Raw genomic sequence first — 20737 nt, 5'->3', positions numbered from 1 at the left:
TTATTGTTACGTCGACCACCGGGGTCTACGCAGTGTAGATCGTCGGCAGCGTCAGAGGAGTAGAAGAGGGGTGGTGGGAGTCATGGGGTCCTCTCTGACGGAAGCGGGTCTAGCGCGCGGCCGACGGCTCGGCGGAGCGCACGGTGATGCGCGGGTCGATGACGGCCTTGACCTCGCCGAGCGCGTGCATGTTCGCGATCCGCTCGGACGCCTCGGCGAGGCCGCACGGCTCCGAGAACAGCTCGTCCCAGGGGAAGCGGTCGGCGAAGGCCCGGAAGAACTCGATCGAGCGGAAGTAGTCGGAGACGTCGCCGTTGAGCGATCCGACGACCGTGAGCTCCTTGCCCATGATCGCCGAGATGGGGAACGGGTCGCCGACGGGGCCGGTGGATCCGACGACCGCGAACACCCCGCGCTGCGCGGCCATCGCGATGGCCTCGGGGCCGATGGAGGGGGCGCCCGCGAAGTCGAGGATCAGGTCGGCGCCCCGGCCGCCCGTGAGCTCCTGCACCCGAGCGATGGTCGCCTCCGACCCTCCGGCGATGTCGACCGTGTGGGTGGCGCCGAAGCGCTCGGCAAGGGTGAGGCGGGAAGCAGGGGCCCCGACGGTGATGACCTGGGCCGCGCCCGAGATGCTCGCGACCGCGGTCGCGAAGAGGCCGAGCGCACCGGAGCCCTGCACCACGACCCGGGATCCCGGCCGCACGCCGCCCGCGCGGTCGAACGCCCGCAGCACGGTCTTCGCCGCGCAGCCGGCGGCCGAGGCCCACGTGTCCTTGACTTCCTCGGGTAGGCGCAGCTTCTGCGCGCCCGGCGTGACGTAGGCGTACTCGGACAGACCGGCGGTCGCGTAGGGCGGCACGTCGGAGCGCTGCAGGAACCCGTAGCCGCGCTTCGAGCAGGCGACGGGCTGGCGCAGCACCGTGCAGCCGAAGCACTCGCCGCAGACGGATTCCGACCAGCCGATGCGGTCGCCGACCTCGATGGGCGCGCCGAGCGCGTCGACGGTGCCGTCGCCCACGGCGATCACCTCGCCGACCATCTCGTGGCCGAGCACCATCGGCAGCATGCCGGGGAAGGTCATGCGGCCCTCCCAGATCTCGATGTCGGTGCCGCAGAGCGTGGTGCAGGTGATGCGTACGAGGGCGGCGCCGGGTTCGACCGTCCCGGGCAGCGGGAGGTCCTGCAGCTCGAGGGGAGCGCCGTGCTCGACGAGCACGGCGGCGCGGGTGGAGGTGGGGATCGTCATCGAAGGCTCCGTTCCGGTGGGCTCGGCCGGCGTCGTTGCTCTGCTGCCGAGAATGTGGTTTTATTCTACATACGTTGACCAAAACGGGAAGCCCCTCGATCCGAACCGGGCCCCGCCCGTTCTCGAGGGAGAGCAATGACACGAATCGGTGCGAGCGCATCGGCGGAGCACGCCGAGCTGGTGCTGCAGGGCGGACCCGTGCTGGTCATGGACGCCGCGGGCAGCCGTGCGGACGCGGTCGCGGTCGCCCGAGGGCGGATCCTCGCCGTCGGCACCCGCGACGACGTCGCGCCCCTGATCGATGCGACCACCCGGGTGATCGAGCTCGACGGACGCGCAGTGCTGCCCGGCATCAACGACTCCCACCTGCACGCCACCTGGCTCGGGGCGCGCTGGCCGCACACCTTCTTCGGCGGTCACGCCGAAGGTGCGCAGATCGAGGGCGTCCTCACCGGCGATCGGGCGGCGCGCCGCGCCGCGATCCTGCGCGCCGGTGAACTGCTGTCGAGCTTCGGGATCACGAGCCTCACCGAACCGGGGATCGGTCCCGGCGAGGACGACGGCGAGACCGGCTGCTTCGCCGGCGAGGTGCTCGACGTCTACCGCGAACTCGCCGAGGCGGGGGAGCTGCGGCAGCGGGTGACCCTGCTCGGGCTCTACGGGATCCTCGACGGGCCCAGCCGGCTCGACGTCGTCACGGCCGGCATCGCCGAGCTCGTCGACGCGCAGGGCGGCAGCGATCCCGAGTGGCTGCGCATCGCCGGGATCAAGATCTTCGGCGACCTGATCCCGCTCTCGAAGCAGGCGTGGAGCTCGCGCCCCTACGGCGACGGCACGCACGGCGGCCTGCTCGTCGAGGGCGAAACGCTCGAAGCGCAGGCCGAGGCGCTGCGCGAGATGGTGCGTGCCGGGCACCGCGCCGGCCTCCAGGTCGGCGTGCACGCCACCGGCGACCGCACCATCGACGTCGTGCTCGACGCGGTCGAATCGGCCGCGGGCGAACCCGGCTCCGTGCATCCCCGCGAACTCGGGCACTACGTGATCCACGGCGACCTCGCGACCCCCGCGCAGATCGAGCGGATCGCGGAGCTCGGCATGTGGTTCAACTCGCAGCCTGGCATCGCGGTCACCACCGCCGACTGGATGGCCGGGGTGCTCGGTGCAGATGCGGCGCCCTGGCCCTACGCCGAAGCGCTCGCCGCCGGCGTGCTCGTGCTCTCCTCCGACGCCCCGATCCTCGCCCCCGACTGGCGCGAGACCGTCGCCGCCGCCGAGGCCTGGATCCTGCGCGGCGGCGCCCCGGACGACCCCGCCGCGGCGGCGGCACGGCTGCACCGCCTGCTGCGGGCGCACACCGCGGTGCCGGCCCGGCAGGACCGCGCGGACGGTTGGAAGGGGACCGTCGAGGCGGGCAAGGTCGCCGACCTCGTCGTGCTCGCGCAGGACCCGTTCGCGGTCGGCGCGGCCGGTCTGCCCGGCGTCGAGATCGACCTGACGGTGCTCGACGGGAACGTGGTCTTCGAGCGCGAGGTCTGAGCCGGGCTTTCGCTCGTGCTCGTTCGTTCTTGTTTGAGTGTGCTGCCCGTGCTCGTGTGAGGTCCGCCCCGCTCGAGCACGGTGCGGCCTACTCGCCGGCCCCGATGCCCCCGTCGTACTCGAGCGTTCAGGCTGAGATTCCGCGTCAGACTGAGTTTTCAGGTAGAGCACTCAGTCTGACGCGGAATCTCAGTTTCTGGCGGTTTGAACGGGGCACGGACGTGTCGCCCCGGACGCCGGAGGCGCAGCTCAGGTGAGCAGCTGCCCGCCGTCGACCGCGAGACTGACGCCGGTGATGTGCGCGGCGCCGGATCCGGCGAGGAACACGACGGCCGGGGCGATGTCGGCGACCTTCGCGAGGTCGCCGAGCGGGATCCGGCTCGCCCACGCCTGCCGTGCGGGGGATCCCTCGGGCATGCCTATCTCGAGCATGGGGGTGAGCACGGGCCCGGGGGCGACGGCGTTGACGCGGATCCCGTGCGCGGCGAGTTCGATCGCGGCCCAGCGGGTCACCGAGTCGACGGCGGCCTTGCTGGATTCGTAGGCACCCATGCCGGGCGTCGGCTGGCGTCCGCCGATCGACGAGATGTTGACGACGGCCCCGCCGCCGCCGGCCGTGATGCGGTGGTGCGCGAACGCCTGGGTGACGGCGAAGGTGCCGATCACGTTGACCTCGAGGATCGAGCGGTAGGCCTCGGGCGCGAGCTCCGTGACGGCGCCGTGCACCGAGAGGATCCCGGCGTTGTTCACGAGCACGTCGACGGCGGTGCCGGCGGCGGCGAGCGACGCGAACGCCGCGGCGACCGCGGCGGGGTCGGTGATGTCGAGCGTCAGGGGGTCGGCGCCGAGCGCGTCCGCGGCCGATGCGACGGCGTCGGGGTCGCGGTCGGCGAGGATCACGCGCTCGCCCTCGGCGAGGAAGGCACGGGCGATGCCCTGGCCGATCCCGCCGGCGCCGCCGGTGATGAGCACGGTTCGGGGTGTGGTCACGGTGACTCCTTCGTCGGTGCGGGCCGCGGGTCCGGCCCTTCGGGACTCCCGTATGGAGTCCGCGCGATCTTTATTATACGATTGTAGAAAATAAAGGGGAAGGGTCGCGCACGCGAAACTCCGGACCCGAGGCTGCGAGGAGGCGGTTGTGAAGTTCAGCGGTGAGGTTCCGATCCGACGGTTGGGCCCCGGTGGCCCCGAAGCGCCGGTGTTCGCGCTCGGCTCGTGGAACATCTGGGATCGGATGGAGGCCGCGGAGCGGCGGGCGTTGATCTCACGCGCAGTCGAGGTCGGCTCGGCCTTCTTCGATGTCGCCTACTACAACATGGGACCGCATGCCGAGGCTTCGCGCACCGATCTGCTGTTCGGTGGGGCGCTGCACGAGCTCGGCCTCGCCCGCTCCGACTATCGTCTGTGCGGCAAGCTCTGGCTCTGGGAGTACCCGGCGACCGGGTTCGCGGGGCAGATGGACGAATCGCTCGAGCGCATCGCGCGCGGCGGCGCCGAGGTCGGATCCTTCGACACCGTCGTGGTCGGCGACTTCATGAGCGACATCGACATCGCGCAGGTGGTGCGCGATGTGCAGGCCGAGATCGACCGGGGTAGCTTCGCGAGCTGGGGCGTGAACAACTGGCCGGCCGAGTCGCTGCAGCTCGCGCTCGACACCGCGGCCTCGGAGGGGCTCACTCCGCCCTCGTTCGCGCAGCTGAAGTACGGCATCGCCCGTCGCAGCATGGCCGAGGGGGAGTTCTACGGGCGCTGGTTCCGCGAGGGAACGCTCGCGCTGCAGGCATCCGACGCGTTCGAGGGCGGGATCCTGGTCGGCAAGCTGTCGCCGAATCGCAAGATCGGCGCCGATGTCGGCGGGATCCGCGCTCGGATCGTCGCGGCCTACCCGCGCGTCGCCGAGATCGCGCGATCGTTCGGTGCGACGCCAGCGCAGCTCGGCCTGGCGTTCTGTCTCGCGAACCCGGCGACCGCCAACGTGCTCTTCGGGGCTTCGAGCGTGCGGCAGTTCGACGACAATCTCGGCGCGATCTCGCTGCTCGACGCGATCGGTGCGGACGTGATCCGCGAGTCGGTCGCCGAGCTCTGGCTCGACCGCGAGGTGCGCGCCGACGGAGTGTGGGCGCCCGCCTGAGGCGACACGTCCGTCCGGCCGGGATGCGGAATCCGATTCCGCATCCCGGCCGGAATCGGCCGGGCCGGGTCTCAGCCCGCCAGGAACTCGATCGCGGCCGCGCGGAATTCGGCGCTGTCGAGCGCGCCGCGGTGGTCGCCGGGCACGCGGGCGAGCCGTCCGTCGGGCAGTGCCTGAAGCAGCACCTCGACACCCTGGCTCATCGGGTCCTGTTCGCCCGCGACGAGCAGTGTCGGCACCCGCGGTGCGTTCGCCTGCGGGTCGAAGGGCTCGGAGGCGAGGCCCGGGATGAGCGTGGCGAGCGACGCGGTGTCGGCTCCGGGGGCCGAGATCATGGCGGCCATCATGCCGACCAGCGGGTTCTCGGGTGCGACGCCCGCGAGCGCCCGACCGAGCTCGGCCGGGTCCACCGCCGCGAACGGCTCCATCGGGCTCACGCCGCCGAGCGCGAGGCGACGGATGCGGGGCGATGCCGCAGGCAGCTCCCAGGCGAGGCGCCCGCCGAGCGAGTATCCGATGACGTCGACCGGGCCTTCGGGCTCCGTCAGGGCGATGGCCTCCAGGATCGCGGCGATCACGGCCGAGGTTCGGGCCTCTTCGGGTCCGGCGATCGCCGGGCTCGATCCGTGCCCGGGCAGGTCGATCACGATCGACGAGCGGCCGGCTGCGGCGAGGGCTTCGGGCCACCCGGTCGCGACGAAGTCGGAGTCGCCGCTCGCGGCGAAGCCGTGCAACAGGGCGACCGGGGGGAGCGCCTGCGCGGATCCGGTGCCGGGCTCGGCGTGGAAGGAACGGGTGGCGAGGACCATGGGGGACCTTTCGGCGGTGAAGGGTGCGGATGGGTCGTGCGGCGCCCGGTCTCGGGCGCCCCCGGTGAGCTTGTTTTTCACCAAGGGTAGAAAAACAGGATACAAGCGCTGGACATCTTTTGTCTACGCTTGTAGAGTTTCGCGCAGGCCACCGGCCGGACACCGTCGTCCCCAACGATTCGGGGCGGCACGAACTGTGAAGGATGACACCCAATGACCGCCTCACCAGCACGCATCATCGACATCGCGATCGGCTTCATGGGCGCGAAGCAGCTGACCGCCGCCAGCCGGATCGGTCTGTTCGCGGCGCTCGCCGACGGCCCCAAGGATCTCGCCGCCCTCGCGACCGCGACCGGGCACGCCGAGCGCCAGGTCCGCACGCTCGCCGACGCCATGAACGGGCTCGGCCTGCTGAACCGCGTCTCGGGGGAGTACTCGCTCGTCGAGGACTCCGCGAAATACCTCGCCGGCACCGGCGAGATCGACCTCGGCCCCTTCCTCGCCTTCCTGAACGACATCAGCTACCAGCAGTGGCTCGGCTACGACCGCACGGTCGACACGGACGAGGCCGGCACGCTCGATCTCGACGAGGCCGGCTGGACCGACTTCCTCGCGGGCGTCATGACCTACAACGCGCTGCACGCCGAGCAGTTCGGCGAGGCGTTCGACTTCTCGGGCTTCCGCAGCGCCCTCGACTTCGGCGGCCTCGCGGCCGGATTCTCGTTCGCCGCGATGCAGCAGAACCCCGGGCTCACCACTCGCTACGTCTACGCACCGGGCTTCGCCGATTCGATCACCGACGCCGCGACCGAGGCCGGATTCCTCGACCGCATCTCGATCGAGGAGGCGCCGACCGAGACCGCGCAGCCGGGCGGCGAGCACGACCTCGTGCTGCTCACCCACGTGCTGCACCGCTTCGACGAGGCGCAGAACCGCGCGATCCTCGCCGCCTCGCGGGGGGCGGCGGCACCCGGCGCCACGCTCATGCTGCTCGACTTCTTCCTCGATGCCGACGAGACCCAGCGCCCGATCGACGCCCTGCACGCCGGCGAGTACTTCAACATCGACGGCACGGTCGTGTACCCCGTCGAGCAGGTCGAGGCCTGGCTCGCCGAGACCGGATGGAAGACGGATCGCCGCGTCGCACTGCCCGGCAGCCCGCGCGTGCTGGTCGCGACGGCGGTCTGAGCGTGGCGACGGTTCCCGGGCCCGGGCCCGCCTCCGCGATCACCGCGGTCCGGGGACCGATCCCTCCGGGCGACGTCGGTGTCGTGCTCGCCGCCGAGTCGCTCCTCCGCGCGCCGGCACTCGCGCGCGGTAACGCGGGGATCCCCGCGAGCGACGCGGAGTTCCGGCGAGCCCCGGTCACCATCGACGTGCTCGGCCGCCTGCTCATGGGCGCCGAGAACTTCGAGGATCGGACCATCGGGGAGCCCGAGGCGGCCGCCGCGCTGCTCCGATTCCGCTCGGCAGCCGTTCCCGCGGCGCCCGCGGGAACGGAACCGCGGTCGCCGGACGGCGATGCGATCCGTCTGCTCGTCTCGCTCGACGAGCGGGATTCGACCGGCACGGGCGACGCCCTCGCCCGGGTGAGCGCCGCGTCCGGTGTCGAGATCGTGCGCGGAACCGCGGGGCGGTTCACCGACGGCCGAGCGGACGGAGGGCGCACGGCACCCGATGATCCCGAGAGCGTGGGGCTCCGGATCATTGAAGAGCTGGGTGCACCCGTTCACCCTGCCGGAGTCGTCGGGGCGATCCCCGTCCGCGACGCGCACGCGGACGGCGGCGCCGACTGCATCGGTCGCGCCGACGGCACTGCCTGCGGGGGCCGTCGTGCAGCGGATCGGCGCTCCGCCCTGATCCGGGCGGCCGCCGATGCCGCCCGGCGATCCGGCGCGGCACTCGTGCTCGACCTGTCGGGCCCGGGAGCGCCCGGCGCTCCCGTGAGCACGAACCCCGAACCCGACGCGACTCCGGCCCTCGACCGTGCGCTCCACCGTGCGCTCGCCGCGGTCGACTCCGCCGGACTGCCCCGGCACCGGGTGCTGCTGACCGGCGTCGCGACGGCCGTCGCCGGCCGGATCGGCATCGACGGGGCCCGCTTCGACGCCCTGCTGGATCAGGGCACCGCGCTCTGCTTCGACGACCTGGGGCGGATCCCGAACGTGCGCACCGTCGTGTCGGATCACGACATCGCGCTCGCGATCCTGCACGCCGCCGAACAGGGGGCGCAGGAACGGATCCTGCTCAGCTGCGGGATCCGCAACCGGCACCGCCTCACCGCCTTCGGCGGGAACGGACTCGAGTTCACCGTCGAGCAGTTCCTGCCCTACCTCGGCATGCTCGGCGCCGACCCGGCCCTGCAGCACGCGGTCGGCGCCGCGAACGCCGCGAGGATCCTCGCCCGAACCGCCCCGGAGGAGACCCGATGATCCCGAACGCGCACGCGCACGCGAATGCCGCGGCGTCGATCCCGACCCTCGACGGGCTCGAGATCCCGAACCTCGAGGGCCTCGTGCAGACCGTGCTCGGGCCGGTGCGGCCCGAGGAGCTCGGCATGACGCTCATGCACGAGCACCTCTTCCTCGACATCCGCAGGCCCGCGCACAGCCCGAACCCGCGTCCGGGTGAGTGGGACGATGACGCGCAGGAGCCGCTCGGGCTGTCGAACCTCGCGGCGATACGCCGCGGCCGACCGAACACCGACAACGACGTTCTCGGCGACTTCGCGACCGCGCTCGACGAGGTCGGGGACTTCGTCACGCAGGGCGGCGGCACGATGGTGGAGGTCACGACCCCCGGGATCGGGCGGGACGCGCGAGCGCTCGCGCGGCTCAGCCGCGCATCCGGACTGCACCTCGTGATGGGCGGCGGCTGGTACCAGAAGGACCTGCACCCCGCGGGGTTCGCGGAGCTTCCGCAGGAGGCGCTGGTCGCCGCGATCGTGCGCGACATCGTCGTCGGGGCGGACGGCACCGGGATCCGTTCCGGGATCATCGGAGAGGTCGGGGCCGAGGGCGCGCCCGTCGATCCGCAGGAGATGCGCAGCGTGCGCGCCGCAGGCCGGGCCTCGGCGCTCACCGGCGCGCCGATCACCCTGCACATGGGCGGCTTCGGTGAGGAGCGGCTGCGCGTGCTCGACGCGCTCGAAGAGGAGGGCGCCGATCCGCGACGCGTGGTGTTCGGGCACGCCGGCACCATCGGCGACGACCTGGACTTCGCCCGCCGCCTGCTGGCGCGCGGGGTCTCGGTCGAGGCCGATTTCCTCGGGACCACCGGGAGCCCCTGGGGGACGCTGTTCCCCTTCACGGACCGCGGCATCGCCCGCGGTTTCGCGGAGCTCGTCGCCGACGGCTGGGGCGACCGGCTCGTGCTCGGCGGCGACGTCTGCCAGAGAGTGCAGCTGCGCCGCTACGGCGGGCACGGCTACGGCTACGTCGTCGAGCACTTCCTGCCGACGCTCGCGGAGTTCGGGGTCGGACCCGAGGCGCTCGATCGGATCATGATTGACAACCCGGCGAGGCTGCTCGCCTTCGCCGCGCCGCGCTCCGCGGGATAGGCGCGCGGTCGAGGGATCGCAGCGCGCGGCGGAGACGCCGCCCGTCAGTCCGCCCGGCGCAGCCGGGTGATGAAGTCGGTGACCTGCCGTTCGAGCACGTCCACATGCAGGTGGTCGGGGCTTACGACCCGGATCACGGTGGCGCCGATGTTCATCATGATGATCTCGTCGGCGAGCTGATCGTCGGGAGTCGACGTGCGGATATCGCCGTCCTCCCGCCCCTCGGCGAGATAGCGCAGGTATCCCGCCTTCCAGGTGTCGAGGTGCTCGTCGTAGCCGCCTCGCACTTCGGCGCTGAACGCGCAGCGCTCCCAGAACGAGAGCAGCACCCGGGCCGCGGTCGCGTCCTCCTGCTCGACGGGCAGGGTGTACCGCATGAACATCTCGAGGGCTTCGATGCCCCGTTTTCCTGCGACGTAGGCCGTGAGGCGGTCGCCCAGGCTGTTCAGCGAGCGCTCGTACGCGCCGGTGATGATCTGATCCTTGCCCGTGAAGTAGTGCTTCAACGCCCCGTTCGCGAATCCGGCGCGCGACGCGATCTCGCGCATGGTCGCCGCCTCGATCCCGCCCTCGACGATGAGCTGCCAGGTGACGTCGACGATCTCGTCGCGGCGCTGGTCGTGGTCGATGATCTTCGGCATGGGGGCCTTCCGGGCTCGGTTGCGTCACCCAGTGTAGACGGAAGCTGCCGCCGACCGGGGGATTCCCGCGGCGCGGAAAAGTCCCATCCTGCCCCGTCCCTGTGCCTCGTGACCGCTGCCCGCCGCGGCATAGCCTCGCTGCACGGCGGCCGACGGCCGACCGGAACCCGATGAGCGGCGCAGGCCGCCCCGAACGAAGGATCGACACCGTGGCACCGAGCCAGTACGAGCACCTCTTCGTCCGCGATCTCGTGGACTGCCGTGACGACATGACCAACGAGGCCGAGGCCGCGGGGCGCCCGCTCCCGGCGAACCTCAGCCGGCCGTGGGCGATCATGCGCGCCGAGGACGTCCCCGAGGCGAAGGCCTACATCACCATGAGCTGGGTGCACCCGACGCAGGAGGAGACCTTCTGGGTGCACGAGCACCAGCACGAGTACGACGAGGTGCTCGTGTTCACCGGATCCGACCCGGAGGATCCGCACGACCTCGGCGCCGAGGTGTACCTCGATATCGAGGGCGAGCGGCACCTCATCACGACCTCGGGATCGGTCTACATCCCCGCGGGTACCAAGCACTGCCCGCTCGGCTTCAACCGGGTCGACCGTCCCTTCCGCTTCCTCGCGGTCGCGGTGAGCGGTGACGGGCACTACCGGCCCGAATCCGAGCGCTGATCCGGCTTCGGGCCCGCAGTTGTCGTTCCCGGCAGAGGAGTTGTCCCGAGCCGTACAGACTGCCGGGCCCGCCTTGCCAGCGCGCCCAGCGCCCCCCGACCATGAGGGTGCGCACCCGTACCCGCCGCACCGAGCGGAGGCCGGGAGCGCGGTACTCGAAGGCGAGGGCCGCCGCGCAAGCCGGTCGCACCGCCGCAGGTCCCCGAAACCGGGGAGGGCGACTGCAGCGGGACCGACCACCCCACGCATACGCATCAGGAGGACTGGACTCATGACTTTCCGATTCCGCTCACGCGCAGGAGCCCGGGTCGCCGCAGTCGCGGCGGTCGCGCTCTCGCTCTCGCTCGTCGGTTGCGCACCCCCCTCCTCGGGCGGCGGCTCCGGCCAGACCTCGATCCGGGTCGGCATGGTCGGCAGCACCAGCGACGAGGTCAACCCCTACCAGCAGCAGGGCTCGGTCTCGAGCGACGCGCTGTTCAAGCAGGTCTATGAGGGCCTCACGGCCCGCGACCGCACGGGCAAGGTCGTCTACGTGCTCGCCGAGTCCATGGAGCCGAACGCGGCGAAGGACGTCTGGACCATCAAGCTCCGAAAGGGCGTGAAACTGCACAACGGCGAGACCTTCAACGCCGAGGATGCGGCCGAGAGCATCAAGGCGATGATCGACCCGAAGAAGGCCTGGGCGTACGCGACCAACCTCGACTTCGTCGACGCCGCCGGTATCGAGGTCGTCGACGAGACGACGCTCAAGCTGAAGCTCAAGAAGCCGTTCGGCCTGGTCCCCGAGATGTTCTCGATGGCGCGAGTCAACATGCGCAGCGTCCGCGGCGGTGCGACCGTCGACAAGCCCTCCGGCACCGGCCCGTGGACCATCGACTCGTTCACGCCGGGCCAGGAGGCGAAGCTCTCGAAGTTCACGGACTACTGGGGCGAGAAGCCGAAGCTCGACAGCCTCACCCTGTCGTTCTTCACCGAGCAGAACGCCGTCACCAACGCGATCCGCGGCGGTCAGATCGACGTCGCGCAGGGCATCCCGTTCCCCGAGGTGCCCGCGCTCAAGGGGGATCCGAACCTCGGTCTCGTGGTGAGCGACACGGCGAGCTACCCGCTCATCGCGATGAGCATGAAGGACAAGCCGTTCTCCGACGCGAAGGTGCGCGAGGCGATCCGGCTCTCGGTCGACCGCGAGCGGATCGTGAAGAACGCCTTCGGCGGCTACGCGACGGTGGCGAACGACTTCATCGGCAAGAACTCCTCGTGCGAGCCGCCGAAGGTGCCGCAGCGGACGCAGGACCTCGCGAAGGCGAAGCAGCTCGTCGCGGAAGCGGGCGTCGAGGGTGCCCAGGTGGAGCTCGTCACCGACGGCGCGTTCCCCGGCATGATGGAGATGGCGCAGCTCGTGGCCGATGACGCGGCGAAGGTCGGGATCAAGATCTCGGTGCGCAAGCTGGACGTGGCCACGTTCCTCGACCGCTGGCTCGATTGGCCGATGTTCATCAGCTACACGTCCAGCCCCTACGAGATCACGGCGAAGGGGCACTTCCTGCCCGGCGGGTCCGAGAACGGCACGCACATGGACGACCCCGAGTACAACACGCTCGCAGCCGAGCTGTACCAGACCGTCGACCCGGCCGCCCAGTGCACGATCATCCAGCAGCTGCAGACGATCGAGCACGAGCGGGGCGGATACCTGGTCCCGGTCTACGGTCAGAACATCACGGTGCACCGCGCCAACGTGAAGGGACTCGAGAAGGACCTGTACGGGCGCACCTCGTTCCTGCTGACGGGCGTGACGGTCGGCTAGCGCGACTCGTCGGGACCGGCGGAGGGGCGGGAGCGAGGGATCGCTCCCGCCCCTCCGCGTCTGCGCTCCCACAACACGCATCGACCGGGTCCGAGTCATCCTTTCCGCCCCCGGAAAGGATGACTCGGACCCGGTCGATTGGGCGGAGCCCGGTGCTCGGCGGCTACTCCGAGTGGTCCTGCGCGCGGTACCTGGGCGCGAGCGAGAGCGCGCTGAAGCGGAACGGGCGGTCGATGCGGGTGAAGCCGAGGGGGCAGTGCACCGTGCCGGCGGGGATGTAGACGGCCCCGGACGTCGTGATGACGTGCCGCTCGCCCTCGATCTCCATGGTCAGTTCGGCTCCGAGATCGCGCGGATCGTCGGGGTTGCCGCCCGTCCAGATCAGGATCTCGTCGTAGTCGTGCTGGTGCGGGTTGACCCACAGCTGCGGTTCGTCGGACGGATGGATCCAGATGTGCGTCATGTTGGCCTGAGCGCCGGGCACCAGGTCGCTGTTCATCAGCCACAGGCCTTCACCCAGGTTCGGCAGCGGGTACTCCAGCTGCTCCTGGTCGTCCATGACCATCTCGTCCATGCAGTTCGGCATGTCCTTGACGAACAGGTGATCGTACTTCGTCACGATGCGCCTCCTTCGGTGCGGTGAGTGTGCGGTATTCGGTGAATGGGAAAAGAGGGAACAGGGGGATGCGAGCGATCCGGCTGATCAGGGCCGTCGCGGAGCCCGACCGAACGCGGCGAGACCGACGGCGAGCATGAGCGCGGATCCGACGAGCATCGTGAGGCCGAGCACCGCGGCGGTGACGCCCGAGAGCGAGACCAACGGGGCAAGGATCGGGCCCAGGAACAGCGAGGACGTGCCGAGCAGCGCCGCGGCCGATCCCGCGCGATCGCCGTGCGCGGTCAGGCCGATCGCGCTCGCGTTCGGCATCGTGAACCCGGTCGACGCGAGGTAGAGGGCCAGCCCGGCGACGAACGGCGCGAACCCGAGGTCGAGCAGCGCGCTCGCCGCGGCGACGGCGCTGCCGAGGAACGCGAGCACCATGCCGACGAGGTAGAGCCGTTCCGGGCTGGTCGAGGCGAGCAGCACGCGGTTGGTCTGGGAACCGACGACGTTGCAGAGCGACCCTGCGGCGAACAGGATCCCGAACAGCGCCGGGGTGACGCCGAAGCCGTTCTGCAGCACGAAGCTGGACATCGAGAGGTAGGCGAAGAACGCGGCGCCGCTGACGGCGGAGATGACGAGCACGGCCCGGTAGACCGGGTGCGCGAGGAGCACGCGGGCGTCGGCCAGCAGCGCGAGCGGGCCGCTCGTCGTGCTGCGCAGCTCGCGCGGATGCGATTCGGGGAGCCAGCGGAGCGCCGATGCGAGCAGCAGGACGCCGATGCCGGCGAGTACCCAGAAGATCCCGCGCCAGTCGAGGAACCGGCTGAGCTGCCCGCCGAGGATCGGCGCGACGACGGGAGCCACGGCACCGACGAGCGCGAGCCAGGAGAGCATGCGGGCGAGCCGCGCGCCCGCGAAGATGTCGCGCGCGATCGCGAGCGTGACCACCATGCCGGCCGCGCCGCTCACCCCTTGGAGCGCGCGGAACAGCAGCAGCCAGCCGACGGAGGGCGCGACGGCGCAGGCCGCCGAGAACACCGCGAACGCGGCGACGCCGATGAGCAGCGGGAGCCGCCGTCCGAAGCGATCGCTCATGGGGCCGGCGATCAGCTGCCCGAGGCCCAGGCCGAGCATGCACACCGACATGGTGGTCTGGGCGAGCGCGTCGCCGATCCCGAGCGAGCGCGCGAGTTCGGGCAGCGCGGGCATGTAGAGGTCCATCGACAGCGGGCCGAAGGCCTCCAGCAGGCCCAGCAGCAGGATCAGTCCGGCGCTCGGCCGGATCGCGTCAGTCCGCACGCGAGTGCACGAGCCGGCCCTCGAACCAGGTCTCGACCACTCGCGTGTCGGCCAGTTCGAGCGGATCGCGCTCGAAGGGGTTGGCGTCGAGCACGGCGAGATCGGCCGAGAAGCCGGGCGCGATACGACCGATGGTGTCACCGAGCCCGATGGCCTCGGCGCCGCGGGACGTGCAGACGCGGAGCGCTTCGACGACGGTCAGCGCCTGCTCGGGCCACAGGGTGCCCGGCGTCCGGCGGAACGGGTCGGCGCGGGTCACGAGCCCGTGGATCCCGAACCACGGGTTCGGGGTGGGGCTGACGGGCCAGTCGGAGCCCATCGCGAGGCGGGCACCGAGATCGGTGAGGGTGCGGTTTGGCTGGATCCTCCCGGCGAGGGGCTGGGGGAGCACCTCGGAGAGCGCCTGGGGGATCACCCCGGGGAACCACACGAACGGCGACATGTCGGCGGTGACGTCGAGTTCGGCGAGGCGCGGCAGGTCGGCGTCGGAGAGGAACTGGCCGTGGGCGATGTGCACGCGGGTGCGCGTATCGCCGCGCTCGCGCAGCGCCTGCGTCGCGTCGAGCACCGCGCGGGCCGCGGCGTCGCCGGCGCAGTGCACCTTGAGCCCGAGGCCCTGCCCGGCGATGCTCGCCATCAGCTCGGCGAACTCCGCCTGCGGGATCAGCATGGCTCCGGTGAACTCGTGCCCGTGCTCCTCGTCGGGCAGGTAGGGCTCGAGGAACGCCGCCGTGCGGGCCGGCGGCACGCCGTCGAGGAACACCTTCACGAAGTCGGGGCGGTGGTGCGCGCTGCGGAACGGTTCGGCCAGGTCGACGAGCTCCTGTCCGATCGGGGTGAATCCGAAGATCTCGTCGTTGATGGTGATCGAGGTCACGACCCAGGCGTTCAAACGGCCCTCGGCGTCGAGCCCGTGGAGCGCGCGCAGCATGTCGAGCGAGGCGGCCGCGTCCTGGAACGCGGTGATGCCGAAACTGTTGAGGATCTCGACGCCGCGGGCGGACGCGGCCCGGTGCTGCGCCTCGGTGAAGCCGCCGGCCTCCGCCATCGCGTACTCGACCCGGAGGCCCGCACCCTCGAGCAGGACGCCGGTGGGGCGGCCCGTCGACGGGTCGCGCAGCACCCCGGGCTCGTCGGACGTCGAGCGGTCGCCGTCGAGGATCCCCGCCAGGCGCAGCGCCTCGGTCGAGGCCCAGCGGTTGTGCCGGCTGTCCTCGATCAGCACCACCGGGCGTCCGCCGGCCGCGGCATCGAGTCGGGCGAGCGACGCCGACGAGTTGAGCTCGCCCAGCAGGTTGGTTCCCCACGGGCCGCCCACGATCCATCCGCCCTCGGGAGTGATCGCGGCCTGCTCGGCGACGGCGGCCAGCACCTCGTCGAGGCTCGCCCCGATCGGCACGACGAGCTCGAACAGCTCCGCGCGGCCGGCGACGGCATGGTGGTTGTGCACGTCGACGAGCCCGGGCATCACGAACGCCCCGCCCAGATCGCGGTGCACCGTCGCCGGGCCGACGAGGTGGGAGAGATCGGTGCCGACGCCGATGACGGTCCCGTCGGCCACCGCGATCGACACCGGCGAGTCCAGCAGCTCCTCGCCGTCGAAGAGGGTGGCCTGCTCGAACAGGAGGTCAGCTTGCATGTCGGTCCTTTCGTGGAGGATTCTCACCGCGGAGCCCGAGATCCCGGTACTCGGTCGGCGTGCAGCCGACCTCCCGGCGGAAGAATCGTGAGAAGTAGGAGGCCTCGGTGAACCCGAGGCGGTGGGAGATCTGGGCGGCGCTCAGCGCGGTACCGCCGAGCAGCCGTTGCGCCTCGCGGGCCACGGCCGTGCGCAGGATCCGACCCGGCGTCGTCCCCGTGTCGGCGGCCACCTGCTCGGCCAGGTAGCCGGTGGTCACGCCGAGCGCGCGGGCGCAGCTCGACACGGTCTGGCTCGCGTCAGGGGCGCGCAGCACCTCCCGCAGGAATGCGCGGGTGAGGGGCGAGCGAGCGCTCGGAGCATCCACCTGCGGGACCGCCTCGGCGCACTCGTGCAGGAGCGCGGCGAGCAGGTGCCGGGCGCCGCCCGGCGATCCGGCCTCGCGCAGCGCGTCGACGAGTCGGCGCAGGCGGTCGGCCGCGGCCTCCGACGGGGCGAGCGGTGCGGCACCCAGCAGGAGCAGCTCGCGCATCCGATCGGGCAGGGCGCCGACGGAATCGAGCACGTCCTCCGAGAACATCACCGCGGTGCAGCGCAGCCCCGGGTCGGCGCACCACTCGTGGACCTGCCCCGGTGCGAGCAGGTGGACCTCGCCGGCGCGGATCGGCACGGGCGAGAAATCGATGCGGTGGATCCCGCTCCCGGCCTCGACGATCACCAGCTGGGTGAAGGCGTGGCGGTGCGGCGAGCGGAACGCGGCGCGGTCGTCGATGTCCTCGACGACGAGGAACGATCCGCAGGCGGAGCCCTCGCGCGGGGCGATGTCGTGCACCGGGAAGGTCGGCGTCGTCGCGGTCAGCATGCGTCCTCCATCGCTCCATCGGCCCGGCGTGCACCGGCTGTCCGTTTCAGTCTTGCCGCCCGTACGGCGGGTCGGTTTGTCATCCGGAGCATGCAGATTGACGGCGGGAGCAGAAATGGGTGCGGTGCGATTGTGCCGTCCGCCTCGGGTGCCCACGATGGAGACATTCAAGAGAAGTCTCGATCGGTCGAGATGCCCTGTGATGACGCAGGAACGGGGTTCCCGTCGTCATCGCTGCACGCGATGCGGAAGGAACCACCACCATGACCGAGATGATCGCGCTCTCGCGGGAGCGGGGCAGCGGAGCGGTGCGACGCCGACGGCGGCGCACGATGATGCGCTGGGGCGGCAAGCTCCTGCAGGGCGTCATCACGCTGCTGCTGGTCTCGCTGCTCATCTTCTTCGCCACGCAGGCGATGCCGGGCGACGTCGCCAAGGTGATCCTCGGCGTGAACGCGACCCCGGAGCGGCTCGCGACCCTGCGCAAGGAGCTGGGGCTCGACGCGCCGCTGCTGCAGCAGTACCTGACGTGGCTCGGCGGGATCCTGCGCGGAGACTGGGGCGTCTCGCTCACCAACGGCGCGCCCGTCGCCGACACGCTGTCGCTCCGGCTGCGCAACTCGCTGACGCTCGGTGCGCTGGCCCTCGTCATCATGCTGCCGATCTCGCTCGTGATCGGCGTCATCGCGGCGCAGCGCAAGGATCGGGTCTTCGACAAGCTGTTCATGGGCGGATCGATGGTGGTCAACGCGGTTCCGGAGTTCGTGCTCGGCACGGTGCTCATCGCGCTCTTCGGGACGACCGTGTTCCGGATCTTCCCGCCGGTCTCGCTGATTCCGCCCGCCGACATGCCGTGGTGGCATCCGCTCGCGCTCGTGCTCCCCGTGACGACGCTCGTCATCGGCGGCGTCGCCTACCTGTCGCGCCTCGTGCGCGTCTCGTTCATCGACGTGATGAACAGCGAGTTCATCCAGACGGCCCAGCTCAAGGGGCTGAGCACGCGTCGGATCCTCTACCGGCATGCGCTGCCGAACGCGCTGGCGCCGATCATCCCGGCGGCATCGCTCGTCGCGGCGTTCCTCATCGGCGGCACGGTTGTCGTGGAGTACCTGTTCTCGTACCCGGGCATCGGGCTCTCCCTCGTCGAGTCCGTCGGCAACCGCGATCTGCCGATGATCCAAGCGGTCGTGCTGATCATCGCCTCCGCGTACTTCGTCTTCAACTTCATCGCCGACCTGCTCTCGGACGCGGGCCGCGGGCGCCGGAAGGACTAGGTGGTACCCATGACCCAGCAGAACGACCTGAGCCCCGCGACCGAGTCGGCGCCCCGTCCGCGCTCCCGCGTGCTCGCACGGTTCCTCGCCTCGAACCAGGTGCGCTGGGGGATCGGCCTCGTGGTGCTCACGACGCTGCTCGCCTGCTTCGGCGGCCTGCTCGCCCCCTACTCGCCGACCGATCCCATCACGACGCCGTACGCGCCGCCGGGCGGCGGTCTGCTGCTCGGCTCCGACCAGCTCGGCCGCGACGTGCTGTCGCGGGTGCTCGCCGGCGGCGTCTCGCTGGCGTGGATGGCGCCGCTGAGCGCCGTGCTCAGCGTCGCGGTCGGCGCGGCGGTCGGGCTCACGGCCGCCTTCACCGGCGGGTGGACCGAGACGATCCTGATGCGGGCGATGGACGTGCTGCTCGCGTTCCCCGGGATCCTCATGGCGCTCATGTTTGTGTCCGTGTTCGGACCGTCGCCGTGGCTGCTCGTCACGCTCGTCGTGCTCGCGCTGATCCCCGGTGTGGCCCGTGTGATCCGCGGTGCGGCTCGCCCCATCTGCGACCGCGAATTCGTGCTCTGGGCCCGTTCGGTGGGGATCCCCGGCCGGCGCATGATCGTGCGCGAGGTGCTGCCGAACATCACCTCGCCGCTGCTCGTCGAGCTGGGCGTGCGTCTCATGTGGGCGGTCGGCATCCTCGCCTCGATCAGTTTCATCGGCTACGGGATCCAGCCGCCGACCCCCGACTGGGGGCTCATGGTGAGCGAGAACCGCACCGGTCTCGCCACGCAGCCGTGGGCCGTGCTCGCTCCGATCGTCATGATCGTGCTGTTCACGGTCGGCGGCAACCTCATCGCCGAGGGCGGCGCACGCGTCATCGCCCGCACGGAAGGGAAGTAACCATGACCGCAATCACGGTGACCGGTCTCACGGTCGGTCTGACGGGCACGGACACGACGATCATCGAGGACGTCTCGCTCGAGCTCGGATCGAGCGAGGTCATGGGGATCGTCGGGGAGTCCGGATCGGGCAAGAGCACGCTCGCGCTCGCGCTCCTCGGGTACGCGCGGGCCGGCGGCGAGATCCGCGCGGGATCCGTCGACATCGAGGGGACCGACCTGCTGAGCCTCGACGCCGCGGGGTTGCGCGCCGCGCGGCGCGGGCTGGTCAGCTACGTCGCGCAGGATCCCGCGACGGCGCTGAACCCGTCGATGCGGCTGCGCACGCAGCTCCTCGAAGCCATCGACGGTTCGCGCGACCGGGCGATGGATCGGATCCGCGAGGTGCTCGAGGCCGTCGGACTGCCGACGGACGACGCGTTCCTGAAGCGTCGCGCGAGCGAGCTGTCGGGCGGTCAGCAGCAGCGCATCGCGATCGCGATGGCGGTCGTCGCGCAGCCCCGGCTGATCGTCCTCGACGAGCCGACCACGGGCCTCGACGTCTCGACGCAGATGAAGGTGCTCGAGCTCGTCAAGCGGCTGTGCGCCGAATACCGCATCGCCGCGATCTACGTGACGCACGACCTCGCCGTCGTCGCCGAGGTGGCCGACCGCGTGACCGTGATGTACGGCGGCCAGGTCGTCGAGACCGGTTCGACCGCGTCGGTGCTGCAGGCGCCGGCCCACCCCTACACCCGAGCGCTGCTGCAGGCGCTGCCGTCGACGCAGGACCGCCACATGCTCGTGCCGATCCCCGGGCGCGCGCCGAGCATCGGCGACCGCCCGACGGGCTGCGTCTTCGCCGCGCGCTGCGCGTTCGCGACCGACGCGTGCCGCTCGGCGGTGCCGCCGCTGGAACCCGTGGGCGACGGCCTCGTGCGCTGCATCCGGCACGTCGAGATCGGGCAGCGCCCGCCGGCGACCGTCTCGGTCGCGCCCGTCGGCGACTTCGAGGATCGCCCCGACTCGGTGCTCCGCGTCTCGGACCTCCGTGCCTCCTACGGGCACGTCGACGTGCTGCACGGCATCGACCTCGACGTGCGCGCGGGCGAGTGCCTGGCGATCGTGGGCGAGTCGGGATCGGGCAAGAGCACGCTCTCGCGCTGCCTCATCGGCCTGCACACCGAGTGGGAGGGGGAGCTGCTGCTCGACGGCGAATCGCTCGCGCGTTCGGCGGCCAAGCGCACCTCCGCCGCCCGGCGTCGGATGCAGTACATCTTCCAGAACCCGTACGGCTCGCTGAACCCGCGGCTCGACGTCGGCACGAGCCTGGCCGCGCCGCTGCGGCACTTCGAACGCCCGAGCGGGTCCGAGGTGCGCCGGCGGGTCGCGGAGGCCCTGGAACGGGTCGAGATCCCCGCGCGCATGGCCGAGCTGTACCCGTCGGAGCTGTCGGGCGGGCAGCGGCAGCGCGTCGCCATCGCCCGCGCGCTGCTCGCCGACCCGAGCGTGCTCATCTGCGACGAGGTGACGTCGGCGCTCGACGTGTCGGTGCAGGCCTCGGTCGTCGAGCTGCTGCGCGGACTGCTGCAGGACGGCTTGAGCATGATCTTCGTGACGCACAACCTGGCCGTGGTGCGGTCGATCGCCGACTCCGTCGCGGTGCTGAACCGGGGCGAGATCGTCGAGCAGGGGCGCGTCGACCGCGTACTCGATCACCCGAAGGATCTCTACACGCAGGGGCTGCTCGCCGACACGCTCGACCTGTCGGCGGCGTAGACATCGAAACA

The 20737-nt window shown here is 71.2% G+C and carries 18 protein-coding genes; 10 read left to right on the top strand and 8 right to left on the bottom strand.

Annotation, left to right across the window (positions count from 1 at the left end; translation table 11 throughout):
- Nucleotides 1–109: 109 nt before the first annotated feature.
- Nucleotides 110–1249 carry a zinc-binding dehydrogenase gene (locus tag BMH31_RS05925; protein ID WP_199068428.1) on the bottom strand — a complete coding sequence of 380 codons (1140 nt, stop codon included), beginning with the start codon at nt 1247–1249 and terminating at the stop codon, nt 110–112.
- 135 nt (nt 1250–1384) lie between these two features.
- Here BMH31_RS05925 and BMH31_RS05920 point away from each other — a divergent pair, with 135 nt between their 5' ends.
- Nucleotides 1385–2785, top strand: a complete 1401-nt coding sequence (locus BMH31_RS05920; RefSeq protein WP_099723643.1) for an amidohydrolase family protein — start codon at nt 1385–1387, stop codon at nt 2783–2785.
- 249 nt (nt 2786–3034) lie between these two features.
- Here BMH31_RS05920 and BMH31_RS05915 read toward each other — a convergent pair whose 3' ends face one another.
- Nucleotides 3035–3775: a glucose 1-dehydrogenase gene (locus BMH31_RS05915; RefSeq protein WP_099723644.1), complete on the bottom strand. Its 741-nt coding sequence runs from the start codon at nt 3773–3775 to the stop codon at nt 3035–3037.
- Between the two features lie 148 nt (nt 3776–3923).
- On the opposite strand from BMH31_RS05915, the gene BMH31_RS05910 reads away from it, so the two are divergent.
- The gene (locus BMH31_RS05910; RefSeq protein WP_099723645.1) at nt 3924–4916 is read left to right on the top strand and encodes an aldo/keto reductase; all 993 of its coding nucleotides are present in this window, start codon (nt 3924–3926) and stop codon (nt 4914–4916) included.
- 71 nt (nt 4917–4987) lie between these two features.
- Here the strand turns inward: BMH31_RS05910 and BMH31_RS05905 are convergent, their stop codons facing one another.
- Nucleotides 4988–5725 (bottom strand): alpha/beta fold hydrolase, encoded by a 738-nt coding sequence (locus tag BMH31_RS05905; RefSeq protein ID WP_099723646.1) that lies wholly within the window; start codon nt 5723–5725, stop codon nt 4988–4990.
- A gap of 213 nt (nt 5726–5938) precedes the next feature.
- Here BMH31_RS05905 and BMH31_RS05900 point away from each other — a divergent pair, with 213 nt between their 5' ends.
- From BMH31_RS05900 to BMH31_RS05890, 3 genes are read left to right on the top strand one after another with little or no spacing between them, the layout of a single operon-like run.
- Complete coding sequence (locus BMH31_RS05900; protein ID WP_099723647.1) at nt 5939–6913, top strand: methyltransferase dimerization domain-containing protein; 975 nt, start codon at nt 5939–5941, stop codon at nt 6911–6913.
- Nucleotides 6914–6915: 2 nt separating this feature from the next.
- Nucleotides 6916–8157 carry a hypothetical protein gene (locus BMH31_RS05895; RefSeq protein ID WP_143469793.1) on the top strand — a complete coding sequence of 414 codons (1242 nt, stop codon included), beginning with the start codon at nt 6916–6918 and terminating at the stop codon, nt 8155–8157.
- Nucleotides 8154–9284: an aryldialkylphosphatase gene (locus BMH31_RS05890; RefSeq protein ID WP_099723649.1), complete on the top strand. Its 1131-nt coding sequence runs from the start codon at nt 8154–8156 to the stop codon at nt 9282–9284. Before BMH31_RS05895 ends, BMH31_RS05890 begins: the two co-directional genes overlap by 4 nt.
- A gap of 44 nt (nt 9285–9328) precedes the next feature.
- Here the strand turns inward: BMH31_RS05890 and BMH31_RS05885 are convergent, their stop codons facing one another.
- Entirely contained in the window at nt 9329–9925 is a 597-nt protein-coding gene (locus tag BMH31_RS05885) for a TetR/AcrR family transcriptional regulator (RefSeq protein WP_099723650.1), read from the bottom strand.
- Nucleotides 9926–10134: 209 nt separating this feature from the next.
- Between BMH31_RS05885 and BMH31_RS05880 the strand changes: the two genes are divergently transcribed.
- The gene (locus BMH31_RS05880) at nt 10135–10599 is read left to right on the top strand and encodes a cupin domain-containing protein (protein WP_241898163.1); all 465 of its coding nucleotides are present in this window, start codon (nt 10135–10137) and stop codon (nt 10597–10599) included.
- A 271-nt stretch (nt 10600–10870) separates the two neighbouring features.
- On the top strand, nt 10871–12403 hold the full coding sequence (locus tag BMH31_RS05875) for an ABC transporter substrate-binding protein (RefSeq protein ID WP_099723652.1): 1533 nt from the start codon (nt 10871–10873) through the stop codon (nt 12401–12403).
- A 163-nt stretch (nt 12404–12566) separates the two neighbouring features.
- On the opposite strand, the gene BMH31_RS05870 is transcribed toward BMH31_RS05875, so the two are convergent.
- The 4 genes from BMH31_RS05870 to BMH31_RS05855 all read right to left on the bottom strand — a co-directional run bounded on the left by BMH31_RS05870 (nt 12567) and on the right by BMH31_RS05855 (nt 16807).
- Nucleotides 12567–13022 (bottom strand): hypothetical protein, encoded by a 456-nt coding sequence (locus tag BMH31_RS05870; RefSeq protein WP_241898162.1) that lies wholly within the window; start codon nt 13020–13022, stop codon nt 12567–12569.
- Between the two features lie 84 nt (nt 13023–13106).
- Nucleotides 13107–14306 carry a multidrug effflux MFS transporter gene (locus BMH31_RS05865; RefSeq protein WP_241898161.1) on the bottom strand — a complete coding sequence of 400 codons (1200 nt, stop codon included), beginning with the start codon at nt 14304–14306 and terminating at the stop codon, nt 13107–13109.
- Nucleotides 14296–15945 carry an amidohydrolase gene (locus BMH31_RS05860; protein ID WP_099723654.1) on the bottom strand — a complete coding sequence of 550 codons (1650 nt, stop codon included), beginning with the start codon at nt 15943–15945 and terminating at the stop codon, nt 14296–14298. The genes BMH31_RS05865 and BMH31_RS05860 overlap by 11 nt, the downstream gene beginning before the upstream one ends.
- Nucleotides 15935–16807 carry an AraC family transcriptional regulator gene (locus BMH31_RS05855; protein WP_099723655.1) on the bottom strand — a complete coding sequence of 291 codons (873 nt, stop codon included), beginning with the start codon at nt 16805–16807 and terminating at the stop codon, nt 15935–15937. The genes BMH31_RS05860 and BMH31_RS05855 overlap by 11 nt, the downstream gene beginning before the upstream one ends.
- A gap of 263 nt (nt 16808–17070) precedes the next feature.
- On the opposite strand from BMH31_RS05855, the gene BMH31_RS05850 reads away from it, so the two are divergent.
- The 3 genes from BMH31_RS05850 to BMH31_RS05840 are packed head-to-tail and all read left to right on the top strand — an operon-like array spanning nt 17071 to nt 20726.
- Nucleotides 17071–18081 (top strand): ABC transporter permease, encoded by a 1011-nt coding sequence (locus tag BMH31_RS05850; RefSeq protein WP_241898160.1) that lies wholly within the window; start codon nt 17071–17073, stop codon nt 18079–18081.
- A gap of 9 nt (nt 18082–18090) precedes the next feature.
- Complete coding sequence (locus tag BMH31_RS05845; protein WP_099723656.1) at nt 18091–18969, top strand: ABC transporter permease; 879 nt, start codon at nt 18091–18093, stop codon at nt 18967–18969.
- Between the two features lie 2 nt (nt 18970–18971).
- A complete protein-coding gene (locus BMH31_RS05840; protein ID WP_099723657.1) occupies nt 18972–20726 on the top strand; it encodes an ABC transporter ATP-binding protein in 1755 nt (584 codons plus the stop codon).
- Nucleotides 20727–20737: the final 11 nt, after the last annotated feature.

It is taken from the genome of Leucobacter sp. OLIS6 (assembly GCF_002752355.1).
In the GTDB taxonomy this organism is placed as follows: Bacteria; Actinomycetota; Actinomycetes; order Actinomycetales; family Microbacteriaceae; genus Leucobacter.
This window is presented reverse-complemented; position numbering and strand designations above follow the sequence as displayed.

Excerpts from the sequence above, each read along its gene's own strand:
- BMH31_RS05850 (WP_241898160.1), top strand. The coding sequence starts at position 17,071 with ATGACCGAGATGATCGCGCTCTCGCGGGAGCGGGGCAGCGGAGCGGTG.
- BMH31_RS05875 (WP_099723652.1), top strand. The coding sequence starts at position 10,871 with ATGACTTTCCGATTCCGCTCACGCGCAGGAGCCCGGGTCGCCGCAGTC.
- BMH31_RS05890 (WP_099723649.1), top strand. The coding sequence starts at position 8,154 with ATGATCCCGAACGCGCACGCGCACGCGAATGCCGCGGCGTCGATCCCG.
- BMH31_RS05860 (WP_099723654.1), bottom strand. The coding sequence starts at position 15,945 with ATGCAAGCTGACCTCCTGTTCGAGCAGGCCACCCTCTTCGACGGCGAG.
- BMH31_RS05900 (WP_099723647.1), top strand. The coding sequence starts at position 5,939 with ATGACCGCCTCACCAGCACGCATCATCGACATCGCGATCGGCTTCATG.
- BMH31_RS05845 (WP_099723656.1), top strand. The coding sequence starts at position 18,091 with ATGACCCAGCAGAACGACCTGAGCCCCGCGACCGAGTCGGCGCCCCGT.
- BMH31_RS05925 (WP_199068428.1), bottom strand. The coding sequence starts at position 1,249 with ATGACGATCCCCACCTCCACCCGCGCCGCCGTGCTCGTCGAGCACGGC.
- BMH31_RS05905 (WP_099723646.1), bottom strand. The coding sequence starts at position 5,725 with ATGGTCCTCGCCACCCGTTCCTTCCACGCCGAGCCCGGCACCGGATCC.
- BMH31_RS05920 (WP_099723643.1), top strand. The coding sequence starts at position 1,385 with ATGACACGAATCGGTGCGAGCGCATCGGCGGAGCACGCCGAGCTGGTG.
- BMH31_RS05840 (WP_099723657.1), top strand. The coding sequence starts at position 18,972 with ATGACCGCAATCACGGTGACCGGTCTCACGGTCGGTCTGACGGGCACG.
- BMH31_RS05855 (WP_099723655.1), bottom strand. The coding sequence starts at position 16,807 with ATGCTGACCGCGACGACGCCGACCTTCCCGGTGCACGACATCGCCCCG.
- BMH31_RS05885 (WP_099723650.1), bottom strand. The coding sequence starts at position 9,925 with ATGCCGAAGATCATCGACCACGACCAGCGCCGCGACGAGATCGTCGAC.